Genomic DNA, 17,854 nt, shown 5'->3' on the forward strand with positions numbered 1-17,854 from the left:
AATTATGACCGTGGCATTTCACGCTTCCTTTCCAAAAACAGCATATCAATGACAATCAATAATACACCGATAGAAATACCAATATCCGCGATATTAAAAATCGGATAATGCCAAACATCAGCATAATGCACATGGATAAAATCAATCACATGACCATGTAATAAGCGGTCGATTAAATTACCAACTGCACCGCCCAATACTAAGGCTAGGCCAAAAGATAACAGCGTGGCTTTGCGAGGTGCTTTAATCAGATAAATGATTAGAAACAATGACATTAGTAAAGCCAGTCCTGAAAAAAACCACTTCTGCCAACCGCCAGCATCTGCCAAAAAGCTAAAAGCTGCGCCATAGTTGTAAGCGAGTGTCCAATTGAGAAATGGCTCAATTACCGGCACTGGATCATGAAAGGTCAGTTTGGTTTCTGCCAACCATTTGGTCCACTGATCGATAATGACAATAACCAATGCCAATATATACCATACAAAAGCACGACTGCCATTTGCCACCAGCTTTGGTGTCCTATTTGTTGACTTGTTCAGACGGCTTCTAGGTGTGGTTGAGCTACCCGTGGTTGCATGAGCAGGCTTGGGCGACTGATCAACCTCAGCTTGCGGCTGCTGATCGTGCTGGCTGTCAGGTGTATCCGTTGGGTTAGGCATAATGGCGCACCTCACCATCGCCACTGACGTTGGTCACGCAGCGCGCGCACAGCTCAGGGTGCGCGCTATCTATGCCGATGTCATCACGGATGTGCCAGCAGCGTACGCACTTAGTACCAGTGGCAGCGCTAACTTGTACCACTAAATCGACAGCCTCTTCTGTATTCGTTTCGGTTGCTTCATCTACCTGTACAGTGCTATCAGTAGGTGCTTCGCTCATTGGCTTTAGTTCTGCGTTACTAGTGATGAGTACAAAGCGCAGTTCTTCATCAAGCTTGGCTAGACTTTCATACATGGCACCGTCAGCGTATAGGCTCACATCGGCAGATAAGTTTGCATTGATGATTTTTTCACCACGTGCGGTTTCGATATGCTTGTTTACCATGTCTTTGGCAAACATAATACGCTGCCAGTCATCATTGCTGATGGCGCTTAGCTCAAATGCTGGGAACTCGTACCACTCTTGAGTAAACACGTAGCCGCCTTTGTCAGCCTCACGTTGGTTCAGTACTTCCCATGCCTCTTGCGCCGTGAATGATAGGATTGGTGTGATCCAGCGAATCAGTGCATGAGTGATGTGGTAGATGGCCGTCTGTGCAGAGCGACGAGGCTGGCCATCCGCCTGCGTGGTGTACTGACGATCTTTAATGATATCTAGATAAAAGCTACCCAAGTCCTGTGAACAAAACGCCGTCACATGCTGAGTGACTTGGTGAAAGTCCATCGCATCATAAGCGTTCATAATTTGTGCTTGTACGGTCTGCGCGCGCTCAATGATGAATTTATCAAGGCTGACCAATTCGTTGACATCGATGCTGTCAGTCGCTGGATCAAAGTCATCGGTATTGGCAAGTAAGAAGCGTAATGTATTACGGATACGGCGATATTGATCTATTGCCCCTTTAAATGATGCTTTACCAGCGCTCATCTCGTAACGATAGTCACTAGAAGCAATCCACAGGCGCAACATGTCCGCGCCCGTTTTGTTGATCTCTTCCTGCGGCGTGATGATATTGCCCAGTGACTTACTCATCTTACGACCGTTTTCATCGACCACAAAACCATGGGTCAATACTTGCTTAAACGGTGGGCGCTCATACATGGCTTCCGACGTCAGTAATGACGTCTGGAACCAGCCACGATGCTGGTCAGAACCCTCTAAATACATGTCAGCTGGGTTGGTTAATTCATCGCGCTGCTCAAGTACGGCGAAATGCGTTGTGCCTGAGTCAAACCAAACGTCCAATGTGTCCGTTGCTTTGTCATAGTCAGCGGCTTCACTACCTAAGAAGTCTTCACAGCTAGCATCAAACCACGCTTCTACACCACCCTCATTGATTTTTTGCGCGGCAGTTTCCATCAGCTCAAGCGTGTTTGGATGCAGCTCGCCTGTTTCTTTGTGCGTGAAGAAAGTAATTGGCACGCCCCACGTACGTTGACGTGAGATACACCAGTCAGGGCGACCCGTCATCATCGCTTCGATGCGGTTTTGTCCCCATGCTGGTGTCCAGTTGACTGTAGGAATATCAGCAAGCGCGCGAGCACGTAGGCCTTTGGTTTCCATATTGATAAACCACTGCGGCGTGGCACGGAAAATAATCGGTGACTTGTGACGCCAGCAATGCGGATAACTGTGTTCAATTTTGGTATGGCTGATTAAATGGCCGTTCTCGTGCAATGCGGCAATAATTTTTGGATTGGCTTTATAGATGTGCTCACCTGCAAATACCGCAGCACTGTCTAGATAAACGCCCGTACCGCTCACTGGGTTTTCCACTGGTAAGTTGTATTTTAGACCAACGATATAATCGTCTAGACCATGACCGGGTGCAGTATGCACTAAACCAGTACCACTATCGGTGGTTACATGATCGCCCAAGATGAGTGGCACTTGACGGTCTGCAATCAGTGGATGCTGAGCGTTCAATCCTTCAAGCTCACTGCCTGATACGGTTGCTAAGATGCCATTATTTTCTAGTTTGAGTTCGTTCAACGCCGTTTCTACAAGATCGGCTGCTAGTAGCAGGTTGCCTTTTTCGGTAGCAACCACACTATAGTTATGCTCAGGATGTACTGAGATAGCTTGGTTAGCAGGCAGCGTCCATGGCGTTGTCGTCCAGATAACGGCAGCGATATTATCTGCGATATCTGCCAATGCGGCTACTTTGTCCGTACCGAGCACATCAAAGCTGACATAGATGGCGTCAGAAACTTTGTCTTGGTACTCTACTTCAGCTTCTGCGAGAGCAGAGCTACAGTCCAAGCACCAGTTGACTGGCTTCATACCGCGAGTCACATGACCATTGTCATAGATCTTGGCAAGCGCGCGTACGATGTTGGCTTCTTGATGGAAGTTCATGGTCAGATAAGGATTGTCCCAATCACCGAACACGCCTAGACGCTTGAAGTCTGCCTTTTGCAATTCAATCTGAGTGCTCGCATATTCGCGGCATAGACCACGGAATTCGGTAGCAGACACTTTCTGACCAACTTTACCGACCTTGGCTTCGACTTTTTGTTCGATTGGCAGACCATGACAATCCCAACCAGGGACATAAGGCGCATCAAACCCTGATAAGGTTTTTGATTTGACAATAATGTCTTTTAGTACTTTATTGACCGCGTGACCCAAGTGAATCTGACCGTTGGCGTATGGAGGGCCATCGTGCAAAATATATTTGGTTGCACCAGCACGCGCCTGACGAATTTTACCGTACACGTCATCTGCTTCCCAAGCAGCAAGCCAATCTGGCTCGCGCTTGGCAAGGTTTGCGCGCATCGCAAATGGCGTATCCGCAAGGTTCAGCGTGTCTTTGTAATCTTGGTTTGGTGTGTCAGTGCTTTTATCAGTCATAGAAGGTATCTTTTTAAAAGGTAGGTTTGTGTGTCGGTTCAAAACCGGATACAAGGCTCGATGTTCAATGTATTTCAATATAGTGCTGAGGTTAATGCTGTGTCGATATTATTCAATTACTAATAGTAGGTATATTGCTCATCATAGTCGGTTTATCAACCATCATGTCAATAAATACCAATTGTCGCTCATTAGTCGGTAAATAGTTACGTCAATAATAAATGGTAACGAGACGATTGCAACATAAAATATGCTAGTAAAAATAATTCAAAAAAATATTTAGATCGGCAGCTATTATATGACAAAAAGGGTAGGGTAAAAAGAGCTGTGCGAGGTCGACCCAATTTTGTCCAATATCAATCGTTTATCTGTGTCATATATCCTTAGCAAAGATGCAGCTATAAGCTCCTTAAATGCTTATTCATTGAAACATACAGTACGACTCAACTGCTAAAAAACAGACGCCAACCATAAGCGCAGTTTCAATGACCATAATGGCTGAATCCCTGTTAGCCCTTGTGTCATCTCGCCATTCTCTAATACCACATAGGACGGTGTGACTTGTCCTTGCCAATCCGCAAAGATATCGCCTTGTTGATCATTTATGGTGGTGAAATCAAACTGATGCTGATCGAGGTAGCTGTGTAACTCTTGATTTGAGCCGGACTGTACGGCAACAGTGACAACGGGATAATTATCTGCTGCTAACTTATTGATGGTGGGTGAGGTAAAGCTGCAGACTGAACACCACGTACCCCAAAAGTATACCAGCGTAGGCCGCTCATGACTCATCGCTGCTAGATCGATAGTTTGTCCTTGGTAATCGGTCAGTTGCAACTGAGGGTTGGCAGGCATGACAGGCTGTCGCCACCAATTGACCACGCTATAGATCACAACAAACATGAGACCATATAACATTATCGTTTTAAGTATCGAAATGATCTTTCGCTTCGGCTGCTTCTTTGGCTTTACTTCTGCTTGCTCAATATCGGTCGTCATGACATCCGCTTTTTAATTTGCATATTGTTTTCAAATGATGGCTTATCGTTACTGCTTATCTTATCGTAATTGCCTATATGGTCATTGCACAAAGAGTAGACAGCAGATAAAAATAAACGGCTGAAATTCAGCCGTATTATTTATAAAGTCTACTATAAGTGTACTACGTCAACCTATTATGGCTTTTGTGCTCGGTTTTGTAATGGGTCGCCAATCAGCACGCTGCCTGAATTTTCGCGGCGCTGCTCATCACTCAACTTACTCGCTGGCACTTTAGCTTTGCGCTTCCATTTTAAGCTGAACAAATCATCACGGCGGTCGATTAAGTTATGTACTGAGCCTTCATGACGAACGTGAGTGAGCTTGTCTAAGTTTACATCAGAGAAGAATACCATCTCCGTGTTGGCAGTGGTTTCTGCCATGATCGCATCATGCGGGAACGCAAAATCTGACGGTGAAAAAATCGATGACTGAGCGTATTGAATATCCAAACTCTCAACTTGCGGTAAGTTGCCCACTGAACCACAAATCATCACATAACATTCGTTTTCGATAGCACGGGCTTGCGCGCAGTGGCGAACACGTAGATAGCCGTTTTTGGTATCAGTCCAGAAGGGCACAAACAAGATATCCATGTCATCGAGTGCCATTAGACGTGCAAGCTCAGGGAACTCAACATCGTAGCAGACCAAGATGCCGATACGACCCGCATCCGTGTCGAATACTTTGACTTCATCGCCACCTTCGATTACCCAAGCACTGCGCTCATGCGGAGTAATATGAATTTTGCGTTGCTCTTCAACCGTACCATCACGGCGGCACAGATAGCTGACGTTATATAAGGTATCGTCTTCGTCCAATAACGGCATCGAACCGGTAATGACGTTGACGTTATAACTGACGGCTAAATGCGAGATTTCATTTTTGAACCACTCGGTATAACCCGCTAAAAATCGAATGGCAATATTTTGATCGGTTTCTTCACATAGACCCATCAATGGCGCATTGAAAAACTCAGGTAAGCAGGCAAAGTCTGAGTTGTAGTCAGCCATGATATCGACAAAGAACTCAACCTGTTGCAGTAATTCTTCAGGTGATTCGACTTCACGCATCTGCCACTGAATACCACCAATACGTACTTCAGACTTGCGAGTATTAGGCTTATAGTCTTTCGGCTCGTAGTAGATATTTGCCCACTCAAGCAAGGTAGCGAAGCCTTTTGATTGCTTATCATCTGGCAGATAAGCGGTCAAAATACGTTTAACGATAAAGCCATTAGATAGCTGGAACGACAAAGCTGAATCGTGGATTTCACGGCTTTCAACGGCATCAATATATTCGCCTGGAGTCAGATCTTTATGGTTATGATAGTTAGGTATGCGTCCGCCGGCTAAGATAGCACGGAAATTCAACTGTCGGCATAGCTCCTTGCGTGCATCATACAGACGACGACCGAGGCGGTAGCCACGATAATCAGGGTCGATGAGCGCATCTAAACCATAGATTGCATCACCTTCTGGATTGTCTCTAATGATTTCTTTTTGCCCAATCAAATCGTCATAGGTATGCGGGTTTGAAAACTTGGCATAGTCAACGCGCATAGAGAGCACAATACCAATCAGCTGATCATGATCAAACAAAGCAATCTGACCTTCAGGGAACGCGTCAATCAAAGTATGAATGGTTGTCTTTGACCAAGCGCCACCCAAGTTTACATAGACACGATCCATCAAGGCTTTTAATTGTGGATAATCTTTTTTCTTAATCTCAGCAATTGTGAGGTGAAAATCATCTAGTTTTTCCATCTTACTCATAAGTTTCCTGTTTTAAATAGCTATCGAATGTAGTGGTATCAAATAATGGTGTCATAGCACATTGATGTGCCGATTTTTGTGCAAAAAAGTAATAAAAACATTCCAATAGGAAGATATTGTCGTTACAATAATTTATTGCCATATTTACAATAGGTTATGTTGATATATTAGGCTGTTTTGCTCACTCTATTTAGTACTGTTTTTGGCTAACATAGAGGGCTAAAGGATAGCGACTGCCGCATTCTATATTGCTTTATACCTATTAGGTTTGTGAGCACCGATAAGCGCCTAACTTTGCATTATCATTGTACCTACAACTGTCTTGCTATTTATTATCTCAATATAGAATCTAAATAATATCTATCAGCACCTTTTGTTTTGCTTGTTATCATAGCAAGCTGTAACGGTAATAACAGTCTCACGTAGTAAATATTTGCTACGTTTTTGTGAGTCAGTTTTTTGGTTCAACTCAGGCATAGTATTGTGTTGCTTGTTTCGTTTAGCCGTATCTCATCGGCTTCTTAGGATTATTTTATTATGCCTTTAAATCATACCAATAGAATCATGAAGTGGGATGACATAGATGACTCCGCTTTGGTTCAGTTGGTTTATGTCAGTACGCTGACTCTTGGCTCGCGTTTGAGTACCTCTATTTTTGATGAAGTAGAAGGCCACGCACGTAACTACAATCAGCAGCATAACATCACAGGCACGCTATGCTACGGTAATGGTCATTTTCTGCAATGTATCGAAGGCAAAAAATCAGACGTATTTAATCTGCAAGAGCGTATCTTTGTCGATAGTCGTCATAAGAATGTAGAAGTATTGCTATTACAAGTTATCAATCATCGCAGCTTTGCCGACTGGCGTATGCGCTTGCTGTTTTTAGAGCGTTGGTTGTGGTCCCCCGCGACCAAGAAACAGGCCGTACAACTATCTCCGTTTTTACCCTTTGCGCCGCATGGTTGGTCGTCTGATCGAACTGAGCAGTTTTTGCAAATTATCAAAACTTTCGATAGCCCACCCCACCTTAAAGCAGCAGGTATTACTTATAATGCATTGGGTAATATGGTGCGTCATATCGCGGCACCGCATCAGGCATTTCTGATTATTCAAGGGTTTTTGAGCATATTACTGGTCGTTGCACTAATACTGTTATATTTATAAATCGTAGTTTTTGCGAATTATAAATTCATAAAAAAGACGCTAGCCTTTCGGGTTAGCGTCTTTTTATTTGGGTTAAGCGTTTAGAGTACTAATCACATATCAAAAATTTTACCACGGTTCATAATGTTGTTTGGATCGAATACTTTTTTGACTTCTTTTAAGTATTCAATCTCAGTCTCACTGCGGCTATAGTGCAAGTACGGCTTCTTCGTCATACCCACCCCATGCTCAGCAGACACTGAGCCACCATATTTTTGTACCGTCTCAAACACGTATTTATTGACGACCTGACACTCTGCAAAGAAATCATCTTTGCTCATATTCTCAGGTTTTAATATATTCAAATGCAAATTACCATCGCCAATATGACCGAACCAGCAAACTTCAAAGTCAGGATAGTTGCTGCTGACAATATGATCAATCTCTTCGATAAAGGTCGGTACATGGCTGATAAGCACAGACACGTCGTTTTTATAAGGCGTAAAGACTGAGATGGTCTCTGAGATATACTCACGTAGCTTCCATAGCTCTGCCGCTTGTGTGAGATTTTGACTCATCACCCCATCGACGACCCAACCTTGCTCCATACAATGCTCAAATATGGCCATGGCTTTGTCCATGATAGGCTCATATGGTGCTTCAAACTCTAATAGCGTATAAAACTTGGTACGTGATTCAAACGGTTCTTGTACTTGACCATGTGCCATCAGCTTATCAATCGCTACATCATCAAAGAACTCGAAAGCGGTCAAATCAATTTGTGCTTGAAAGGCAGAGAGTACGTTCATCACATCGTTAAAGCTGTCCATGCCAAGCACCATGACATTTAAGTCTTGTGGTTGACGTTCAAGTTTGATTTGCGCATGAGTGACAAGGCCAAGCGTGCCTTCACTACCGATGAACAATTGGCGCAAGTCGTAGCCGGTGGCGTTCTTTACCATGCCGCGATTTAGCTGCAAGATATCGCCTTTACCAGTGACGACAGTCAGACCCATGATCCATTGACGGGTCATGCCATAGCGAATGACTTTGATACCGCCAGCGTTGGTACCGATGTTGCCGCCGATTTGACTTGATCCTGCTGAGGCAAAGTCGACAGGATAGTATAAGTCTTTTGATTCAGCGAATTCTTGCAACTGCTGGGTGACCACACCTGCTTCAATCTCAACGATGCGATCGGCAGGATAGAACTGTCCGATCTGGTTCATTTTATCCATGCTAACGACTATCTCGCCATTAGCAGCCACGGCACCAGCAGACAGGCCTGTACGACCACCACTTGGGGTGAGGACGACGTTGTGCTCATTGGCAAGCAGTACGATAGTCTGTACTTGTTCAGTGGTCTTTGGAAAGACGATGGCAGCAGCAGCAGGAGCAAAGTGTTTGGTCCAGTCTTTACCCCAATGCTCTAGACTCACAGCGTCAGTTTTAATTTGGGTTGGATCAAAGTCATGGGTATCAGTGAGCGTGCTCAAGATGGTTTGCACGGCATTGGTTTCTGATGTGTTCTGAGCGGTAGTTGGCGTCATGGTCAAATCTCAATATTGGCGTAAGCACGATGCTGGGACTGCTTATTATATAGGGAAATAACTATAAATTCAGTGGTGAGTCAGCTCGTAGAGGTAATAAGTGGATGATAATTTTTACCTATAAGAAGAGGTAAGTAAGTAATAATTGATTCGAGCGGTTTCAAACAGAATAATTCACTATAGCATAAAAATTTTTCAGGCCTGATAACCAATAATTCATCTAATCTGCTAACATCGACTTCAAATTTTGTGTAAGATATCGGGACTGTTTTCGTTTCCTCCATCATAGATTATCCAACAGGTAATCTTATAAAACAATTATAGGACAGTTCTCATATGGCGTTATCACTACAAAAAGACAAAATCCGGTTTTTATTGCTTGAAGGTCTACATGACAATGCCCTAAAAGTATTGGAAGGAGCTGGTTATCACAACATCGAGAATATCAGTCACGCTTTAGATCAAGACGAGCTGATTGAAAAGATCAAAGATGCTCACTTTATCGGTATTCGTTCGCGCACTCAGCTGACGCGTGAAGTACTTGAGCACGCACACAAGCTTATCGGCATTGGTTGTTTTTGTATTGGTACTAACCAAGTAGATCTAGACGCCGCTCGTGATCTTGGTATCCCTGTCTTTAACGCGCCATTCTCGAACACCCGTTCGGTAGCTGAGCTAGTATTGGCAGAAGCCATTATGCTGTACCGTGGTATTCCTGAGAAGAATGCAACCGTACATCGCGGCGGCTGGGGTAAGTCTGCGACTAACTCACACGAAGTGCGCGGCAAGACCATCGGTATCGTCGGTTATGGTTCTATTGGATCGCAACTATCTGTCTTAGCAGAAAGCTTCGGTATGAAAGTCATTTATCATGATGCTGTGACCAAATTGCCGCTAGGCAACGCGGTACAAGTTGGTAGCCTAGAAGAGCTACTATCAACGGCTGATATCGTGACATTGCATGTGCCTGATGTACCAAGCACTCGCTATATGATGAAAGCTGAGCAGTTCGCTCAGATGAAACAAGGCAGCTACTTTATCAATGCGGCTCGCGGTACGTGCGTCGAGATTGATGATCTGGCGGATGCGCTTGAGTCTGGTAAAATTTTGGGCGCGGCTATCGATGTGTTCCCAAAAGAGCCAAAATCAGCTGACGAAGAGTTTGAGTCACCACTACGTAAGTTTGATAATGTGATTTTGACGCCGCATATCGGTGGTTCAACACAAGAAGCACAGGCCAATATCGGACTAGAAGTAGCAGATAAGTTTGTTAGATACTCTGACCAAGGTGATACGGCGACTGCTGTGAACTTCCCAGAAGTTTCTATTCCGTTCAAAGAAAACTCGCATCGTCTACTACACATTCACAAAAACGTACCAGGCGTACTGTCTCAGATTAACCGTTTATTTGCTGAAGCTGGCATTAACATCCTAGCGCAGAGCCTGATGACAGAAGGTGATGTTGGTTATCTAGTGATGGATGTCGATTACAATGATTCGACCGCTGCACTAGACCAATTAAAAGATGTAGAAGAGACTATCCGCGTACGTATCTTATTCTAATATAGTCAATCCGCTTTCAAATTGGATTAACTATATCAGTGCTAATAGTTTTGATACGCATTGAAGATTTATCATAAAAAAAGAGAGGCTCTATTGATTAGAGCCTCTCTTTTTTATTTCACTTCTTTTTTATTGTACTAATACTAAGTTTAGTTTGCTTTAGCGTTGTTTGCAGCTTCCACTTGTAGACGAGCTTCCGTCTTAGCAGCTTTACGTTTTTCGATTACATCCATCACGTCGCTACCAATATGGGCTTCACCACGCTTCTTGGCTAGCTGCATTTGGTGCTCACGCTCACGGAAACGGGCTTTCTGCTCGTCGGTCGCTTTGTCGATACAGTGTGGGCATGACTCGCCTTTGATATAGGCAGGGCTTTGCATCTCATCGACAGTGATCGGCATACGGCATGCAAAACACTGCTCGTAGCTGCCTTTCTCCAAGTTATGGTTTACTGACACACGGTTGTCAAAAACAAAGCAGTCGCCTTGCCACATAGAGTCACTAGCAGGGACTTCTTCAAGGTATTTTAGGATGCCGCCTTCTAAATGATAGACCTCTTCAAACCCTTGCTCGCGTAAATAGGCAGTAGATTTTTCGCAGCGGATACCACCTGTACAGAACATCGCCACTTTTTTATGCTTGGTTGGATCAAGCTCTTTTGAAACGTATTCTGGAAACTCGCGGAACGTTTCAGTATTTGGGTTGACTGCATTTTGGAAGGTGCCGATTTGCACTTCATAGTCGTTACGCGTGTCGATTAAGGTGACTTCAGGATCTGAGATCAACGCATTCCACTCGCTTGGTTTTACATAGCGACCAACGGATTCCAATGGATCAATATTCTCGACACCCATGGTAACGATTTCTTTTTTCAGCTTCACCTTAGTGCGATAAAAAGGCTGTGCGTCAGTATAGGATTCTTTGAAGGTAAACGTACCAATCGCCTCAATACTACGCAGGTAGTCAAGTACGGTATCGATACCTTGACGCGTACCAGAAATCGTACCGTTAATGCCTTCGCTGGCAAGCAACAACGTACCTTTCACATCGTTATCGAGCATAGTGTTTAAGATAGGCTCACGATACTGTTCAAAATCAGCAAAGCGCGTAAACTTATATAGCGCGGCGACGACGATATTATTATTCACACTATCGTATACAGGGGCTGAATTGTTGTCAATTATCGCGGTTTCTTTGATATTACTATCTTGAGAGGTGCTCATGTCTTTCTCCTGCTGGCTAGGTCGCAAACCTAGTGCGTTGGGGTTAAAGTATCTTTTCAGGTTAAAGCATTAACAAAATTGTGGAATTGATTAATGCGCGCGTAGTGTAGCAAATTTTTCTAGAGTTTTGAATAGTTTGTAATGTTTGGATTCTTGTTATAGAAAACGTTCGACCACTGATGAATATGATAAAAAACAAAAAAGCCCAGTAAAATACTGAGCTTTTTTTATATTCAATTCGTAATACGAAAACTAGATACTATTTACTCTGGAACCAAGTATCTGCTTTGCTACGAGCACTGGCGATATCATCACTTGATAAGTTTAATGCCAACTGACCAATTTTACCACGCGCTTTGTTACGGACTTTTTCGTCTAGCATGCCATCACGGGCAGCTAAGTCATACCATTTATAGGCATCGACCAGATTTTTTTGCTTTTCATCTAATAACGCAAGCGTGTAACTGGCACGGTTATCGCCACGCATTGCAGCTTTTTCTAACCACAGACGAGCTTGTTGCAAGTTAGGCTGTACACCTTCACCGCGCAAATACATGATGGCAAGATTCAACTGAGCAGGGGCAACACCTTGCTGAGCCGCTTTTGTATACCACTGGATTGCTTGTTGGGTATTTTGAGCAATACCTTCACCTTTTTGCAAACGCTTGGCCAAATAGAACTGAGCGTGATCGTTACCTTGAGCGGCACGACTAGACAATTCGCTCACAGGCATAAGCTCAAAACGTGAGGTATCAAGCGGTACGTTTGATATTAACTCAGCATTGGCTAAACCAGCACAAGAAAATAATGCAGTAAACAACGCAGCTTTTAATAATTTCATAGCAGCTCCAAAATTAGGCAGTTAATAAGCAAAAAAAATTGTACCGCTAAACATTGTCTCGCTAAAGACAGTCAGACGGCGATAACAATTAGGTGGAATCTTGCGATATGAACTTACCTAATCATTAGCAAAAGGGGTTGTCATCTCTAAACCAGAGATTTCACCCTAACTGATTAGACAAACGGTCGTAATAGTGGGGTGGCTGACAATATTTTGCTAGCTTAACACCCAAACTTACGAAACTCAAATACTAATTACAAGGTCTAATAGACGTTTGTACCTGATTGTCCTTAACAAAATCAGACAGTTACTAAAAAATTATATTAAGTTAACAATCTATTAAGGTTAATATCAGTACTTACAGCACTGTTTAACATTCTATAAAACATAAAGACAGCTGATAATTTAGCGGCTATTTCTTGGTCACTCGGTAGATAGCGACGTCTGCTAACAAGTTAGGGGCTTGTCTTATTAAAGCTTTCATTAGCGGTGTGTGACCTTTTTCAGAATCACTAACCGCAAAACGGTTAATAATATGAATATCATGCTGCGCACACAACAGCTCAAAATCTTTGAAGGTACATAGGTGAATGTTTGGCGTGTTGTACCATTCGTAAGGCAGTGCTTCAGAGACAGGCATCATACCTTTTAGCCCTAAATGAATACGGTTTTGCCAATGCGCAAAGTTAGGAAAGGTGATGACTGCTTCACGAGCAACTCTCAGCATATCAAGCAACAACTCGTCAGGTGCTTTTACTGCTTGTAGGGCACGTGCCATGACGACCGTGTCAAAGCTGTTATCAGCAAAGCGCGCTAGACCATCGTTGAGATCCTGCTCAACAATTGACAAGCCATTGCCAATTGCCTCATTGATTTTGTCTTCATCAATCTCTAGTCCGTAACCTGTTACGCCTAGTTTTTGCTGTAAGTGGGCAAGTAGCTCGCCATTGCCACAACCTAAGTCCAGTACATGTGCTTGCGGCGCAATCCAGCGCTCTGCCAGTTGGTGGTCCATTCTCATGAGCGTTCTCCTGTGGCTGAGCGGCTAGGGGTAATAAATGGCGCAGTCAAAAATCCTTTAACTGCACCCATGTAGCGAGGAATATCAAATAAGAAAGAGTCATGTCCGTGCGGCGCGTCAATATTGATATAGCTGACTGGTTTGCCAGTGGCCATTAGCGCATCGACAATCTCTTGCGAGCGCTCAGGTGCAAAGCGCCAGTCAGTGGTAAATGACACGACCAGATACTGGCATTGTGTATGGGCAAAGGCAGCTTTAAGTGCAGAAAGCTCTTGCTGACGATCAGACTCAATATCTTCAATCGTCGTCACTGCACCTTCTAATTCACTCTGTGCATTCGCTTTGCTAGATTCGACTGACGCCGCGATTGAGTCTTCTATTTGTACTGCCGACTCTGTAGTATCTTTTGCTACGGTTGATGGGTAGTCGCGTATTGGATAGTCGCGCGTCGGATCAAAGTAATCTAAGGCTTTGGTCATGAGCAGATAGGTATTGGCATCGAAATTTTCACTAAAGCGCTCGCCTTGATAGCGTAGGTAGCTTTCGACCTGAAATTCGACATCGTAGCCATACATAAATTTGCCTGATTTTAAATCACGGCCAAATTTTGCTTTCATCGCGTCATCAGTTAGATAGGTAATATGGCCAACCATACGCGCCAATATCAGTCCGCGACGAGGATAAGTGCCTTCCTGTATATAGCGACCATCTTTAAAGTCAGGATCGGATAATATAGATTGGCGTGCCACTTCGTTAAAGGCGATATTTTGAGCAGATAGCTTTGGCGTGCTGGCGATGACCACACAGCGCTTTAATCGCTCTGGATAATCAACAGACCATTGTAGCGCTTGCATACCGCCCATTGAGCCACCAACGATGGCGTGCCAAACGTCAATGCCTAAACGATCTGAAAGCATTGCTTGAGTTTTTACCCAGTCTTTGATGGTAATCAGCGGGAAATCAGGGCCATACACTTGTGGCTCATCGCTGCTATTTGCATCAAGGCTGTCCGAACTAACACTATCAGGATTAATAGTGGTAGGCCCTGTTGAACCAAAACAGCTGCCGATATTATTGACACACACCACATAGAACTGATTGGTATCAATCGCTTTATTAGGGCCAATCATGTTGTCCCACCAGCCTGCTTTTTTGTCATCAGCGCTATGGAAGCCAGCTGCATGATGATTACCCGATAACGCATGGCAAATCAGAATCGCATTTGATTTATCGCGATTGAGCGTACCGTAAGTCTCTACCATCAAGTCAAACGAGGGCAGGGTACGGTTGCATTCTAACGTTAAGGGCTCAGCAAAATGAAAATTCTGAGGTGTAACGACACCCACAGACCCTGCAGCATTGTCGGTATTGGCTGAGCTATTAGGGTGAGGTTGTGAATTAGGATGCTGGTCACTGGTATTATCAGAGCGTGCGTTCAAAGCTACCTCGCAAGACTACAATCATCAATAAAATAAAAGCAAAATAGCACATTGCTAACAGGCTATTTTAGCTACACGGTTTTTATAAACTGCGCCTGCCTATTGTATGGTGATGCGCGTTGGAGTACAACCGTTGAGCGCGCCTTTCGCGCGTATCGATCGTAGTTTTTATGGAACATACTTTATAAATGAATAACGAGTAAGTCGCCAGCATCAAGTAATCAAGAGTTAATAAATAGCAACTGCGTATCAAATTGTATAGGTGCGCTTTTAGCCCGCGTCATTAATGGATAAAATGCTACACTAATGAGGTGTCTATTCAGTTGTGTCTTAACAGTATCGTCTCTTATTATTTTGACCTCACCCTTAATAACTTACTGCTAATAAAGTGCTGCTATGAAACCTAAATTGCCCCCACGTATTGCCGTTTTGTTAGTGAATCTTGGTACACCAGATGAGCCAACGGCCCCTGCCGTACGTCGCTACCTTAAACAGTTTTTGTCAGACCCACGAGTAATCGAGATTCCCAAATTCCTATGGGCTATTATTCTGAATCTATTTGTCTTGCCCAGTCGTCCTAAACGCGTAGCAAAGGCTTACGCCAGTATCTGGGAAGGTGATTCACCGATTCGTAAAATACTAAAAAGCCAAGTTGAGCTATTAGAACCACGTTTGGCTAATAGTGTGGCACCATTTCGTGTCTCTGTGCATCCTGCGATGAGCTATGGTAATCCTGGTTTGCCTGACGTCATGGATGCGCTACGTGGTGAAGGGGTAGATCACTTTGTCATACTGCCGTTGTTTCCACAGTACTCTGCCTCTTCAGGTGGTGCTGTATATGATGCGCTGACGAAGTGGACGCTCAAGCAACGCAACTTGCCAAATTATACGATTGTCAAAGACTACTTTGCCCATCCACTATATATTCAAGCTTTGGCCAACTCTATTCGCCGTTTTCAAGAGAAGCATGGCAAGCCTGAAAAATTGATGTTTAGTTTTCATGGTATTCCGCAGCCTTATGCTGATAAAGGCGATCCTTATCCTAAACGCTGTAAATGTACGGCTGCGCAAGTGGCGCATGAACTTGGCCTGAACGATGACGAATGGATTATCAGTTTCCAATCACGCTTTGGCAAGCAAGAGTGGGTCAAGCCGTATACCGATGTGGTGTTGGAAGATTGGGGTCAGTCAGGTGTGCGCTCGGTACAGGTGATTAGTCCGGCGTTCTCGGCAGATTGTCTAGAGACACTAGAGGAGTTGGCCATTGAAAACCGTGATAACTTCCTTAATGCTGGCGGGCAAGAGTATCATTATATTCCTGCACTAAACCTTGATGAGACACATATTGAATTGCTTGAAGCATTGAGCTTGCCTCTAGTAAAAGGTTGGGCTGGCACGTTAGAGGGCTGGGTTTAGACAATCGAGAGTCGCTGTTTTAGTAAGTTGAATAGAAAAATAAGAAAAAGCACGCTTAACTATATTAAGCGTGCTTTTTTGGTTTAGAGAGGTAGATCAACAATCGTATTAAGTGCTAAAAATCATCATCGTTGCTACGTTCGGCCGCTTCTCTATCCACAATATCCATCGCATCTGGATAATTGCTGTCATCGAGGTTGTCCTGAACCAAAATCTCATCGACCCGTGACTCATCGATATTTCGACGATGCGCAGGTGTGAGTCCTTGGGTCGCATCACTACCAACTTCTGAGTTATTAAATCCTGCACTATTATCAATTACATCATCGTTATCAATGGTATGCAGCATAGGATTGTCCAAATCGACCAATTGGTTGTTTTGTTCATCCTGATTGTTGTTATCTAAATTATCTGAGTTATCGACGCTGTCATTATTGTCACGACGATTACCGTCAATATGATCCATCTCTTCTGGTAATGGGTTTTTTGAGTTTTCCATGAATAATTCCTTATTGTAGTTATTAGATGTCGCCATCATTAGAAGTAAAATATCGCGCTGGCTTGTTAAAGCATCGCTCATTGCAATGTAGATTATATGCTTCTCAGTTTGTACGCTTATTCAACTTTTCACTAGTAGTAAGGTGTGACAGGATGTTCAAAAAATGTAAGACAATGACTAGAACGCAAAACGACTACTCAAGATGAGTAGCCGTAACTATTTATGAAATTTATGCTAAGTCTTTGTACGATAGCCAGATCGCTACATAAATAATAAAACTTATAGTGTTAATTATTGGCATGGTCAAACTTGTAATTTAACTTCTGTACCAGACATGACTCATAGTCAGCCAGTTTAAATCGCCATAAATAGGTCAAGGCAATACCGTAGATTGCAGTCTCAGCTAGCTCTTCGACAATTTCACCAAATGTATGAGGAAACATAATAGCGTTCTCGCCCATATATTGAATGATAGCCAGTACAGTAACGCTAAGATAGAGCGAAACGGGTACGTTTTTTAACACTGCCCATAGGTAATGCCTCGAGTAGACCAGCAAACCAAGCGCGACGAGATAAATAACGGTAAGGACGCTGTCCTCCCACCAGTCATAAGACTGACCAAGCATCGAAAAGTCGCTTGGAACCAGTAAGTCTGGTAGATAGTTCAACTCTCGACGAATGACAGAGACAAATATAAGTACGGCTGCTAGCCAAAAAGCCTTAATTTGTTTGACATGACTTTTCATAACATATTGTGAACTGCGCAATAGGCATATTATCAAAAGTATAATGCCAGGGACTTCAATGATGCCATCTGAACTCAAAATAAA

Annotated in this window: 14 protein-coding genes; 3 read left to right on the plus strand and 11 right to left on the minus strand. The window is 43.6% G+C overall.

All coding sequences use genetic code 11. The features are described from left to right. Positions 1 to 2: 2 nt before the first annotated feature. From lspA to SJY28_RS05770, 4 genes are all read right to left on the minus strand, one after another. Complete coding sequence (gene lspA / locus SJY28_RS05755) at positions 3 to 659, minus strand: signal peptidase II (protein WP_379543779.1); 657 nt, start codon at positions 657 to 659, stop codon at positions 3 to 5. Then, on the minus strand, positions 652 to 3,513 hold the full coding sequence (gene ileS / locus SJY28_RS05760; protein ID WP_379543780.1) for an isoleucine--tRNA ligase: 2,862 nt from the start codon (positions 3,511 to 3,513) through the stop codon (positions 652 to 654). Before ileS ends, lspA begins: the two co-directional genes overlap by 8 nt. A 450-nt stretch (positions 3,514 to 3,963) precedes the next feature. After that, on the minus strand, positions 3,964 to 4,512 hold the full coding sequence (locus SJY28_RS05765) for a protein disulfide oxidoreductase (RefSeq protein ID WP_379543782.1): 549 nt from the start codon (positions 4,510 to 4,512) through the stop codon (positions 3,964 to 3,966). 176 nt (positions 4,513 to 4,688) lie between these two features. Further along, the gene (locus SJY28_RS05770) at positions 4,689 to 6,326 is read right to left on the minus strand and encodes a carbon-nitrogen hydrolase family protein (RefSeq protein ID WP_102094613.1); all 1,638 of its coding nucleotides are present in this window, start codon (positions 6,324 to 6,326) and stop codon (positions 4,689 to 4,691) included. A gap of 537 nt (positions 6,327 to 6,863) precedes the next feature. Between SJY28_RS05770 and SJY28_RS05775 the strand changes: the two genes are divergently transcribed. After that, positions 6,864 to 7,493, plus strand: a complete 630-nt coding sequence (locus SJY28_RS05775; RefSeq protein ID WP_379543783.1) for a BLUF domain-containing protein — start codon at positions 6,864 to 6,866, stop codon at positions 7,491 to 7,493. Positions 7,494 to 7,585: 92 nt separating this feature from the next. Here SJY28_RS05775 and SJY28_RS05780 read toward each other — a convergent pair whose 3' ends face one another. Continuing rightward, positions 7,586 to 9,022, minus strand: coding sequence for an FAD-binding oxidoreductase (locus SJY28_RS05780; protein ID WP_379543784.1), 1,437 nt, complete (start codon positions 9,020 to 9,022; stop codon positions 7,586 to 7,588). A 336-nt stretch (positions 9,023 to 9,358) separates the two neighbouring features. On the opposite strand from SJY28_RS05780, the gene serA reads away from it, so the two are divergent. Next, on the plus strand, positions 9,359 to 10,585 hold the full coding sequence (gene serA, locus SJY28_RS05785; RefSeq protein ID WP_114701151.1) for a phosphoglycerate dehydrogenase: 1,227 nt from the start codon (positions 9,359 to 9,361) through the stop codon (positions 10,583 to 10,585). A 149-nt stretch (positions 10,586 to 10,734) separates the two neighbouring features. On the opposite strand, the gene SJY28_RS05790 is transcribed toward serA, so the two are convergent. From SJY28_RS05790 to SJY28_RS05805, 4 genes are all read right to left on the minus strand, one after another. Beyond that, entirely contained in the window at positions 10,735 to 11,733 is a 999-nt protein-coding gene (locus SJY28_RS05790) for a rhodanese-related sulfurtransferase (RefSeq protein WP_379544934.1), read from the minus strand. A 334-nt stretch (positions 11,734 to 12,067) separates the two neighbouring features. Next, complete coding sequence (locus tag SJY28_RS05795) at positions 12,068 to 12,649, minus strand: tetratricopeptide repeat protein (protein WP_057758462.1); 582 nt, start codon at positions 12,647 to 12,649, stop codon at positions 12,068 to 12,070. Between the two features lie 412 nt (positions 12,650 to 13,061). After that, the gene (gene metW / locus SJY28_RS05800) at positions 13,062 to 13,670 is read right to left on the minus strand and encodes a methionine biosynthesis protein MetW (RefSeq protein WP_057758464.1); all 609 of its coding nucleotides are present in this window, start codon (positions 13,668 to 13,670) and stop codon (positions 13,062 to 13,064) included. After that, positions 13,667 to 15,016 (minus strand): homoserine O-acetyltransferase, encoded by a 1,350-nt coding sequence (locus SJY28_RS05805; protein WP_379544936.1) that lies wholly within the window; start codon positions 15,014 to 15,016, stop codon positions 13,667 to 13,669. The genes metW and SJY28_RS05805 overlap by 4 nt, the downstream gene beginning before the upstream one ends. A 489-nt stretch (positions 15,017 to 15,505) precedes the next feature. Here SJY28_RS05805 and hemH point away from each other — a divergent pair, with 489 nt between their 5' ends. After that, positions 15,506 to 16,525 carry a ferrochelatase gene (gene hemH / locus SJY28_RS05810; RefSeq protein ID WP_379543785.1) on the plus strand — a complete coding sequence of 340 codons (1,020 nt, stop codon included), beginning with the start codon at positions 15,506 to 15,508 and terminating at the stop codon, positions 16,523 to 16,525. 115 nt (positions 16,526 to 16,640) lie between these two features. Here the strand turns inward: hemH and SJY28_RS05815 are convergent, their stop codons facing one another. Beyond that, complete coding sequence (locus tag SJY28_RS05815; protein ID WP_379543786.1) at positions 16,641 to 17,024, minus strand: hypothetical protein; 384 nt, start codon at positions 17,022 to 17,024, stop codon at positions 16,641 to 16,643. Between the two features lie 287 nt (positions 17,025 to 17,311). Next, positions 17,312 to 17,770 (minus strand): hypothetical protein, encoded by a 459-nt coding sequence (locus SJY28_RS05820; RefSeq protein WP_290178122.1) that lies wholly within the window; start codon positions 17,768 to 17,770, stop codon positions 17,312 to 17,314. Between the last annotated feature and the right edge of the window lie 84 nt (positions 17,771 to 17,854).

This window comes from Psychrobacter sp. R86515 (assembly GCF_042466315.1).
Classification (GTDB): Bacteria; Pseudomonadota; Gammaproteobacteria; order Pseudomonadales; family Moraxellaceae; genus Psychrobacter.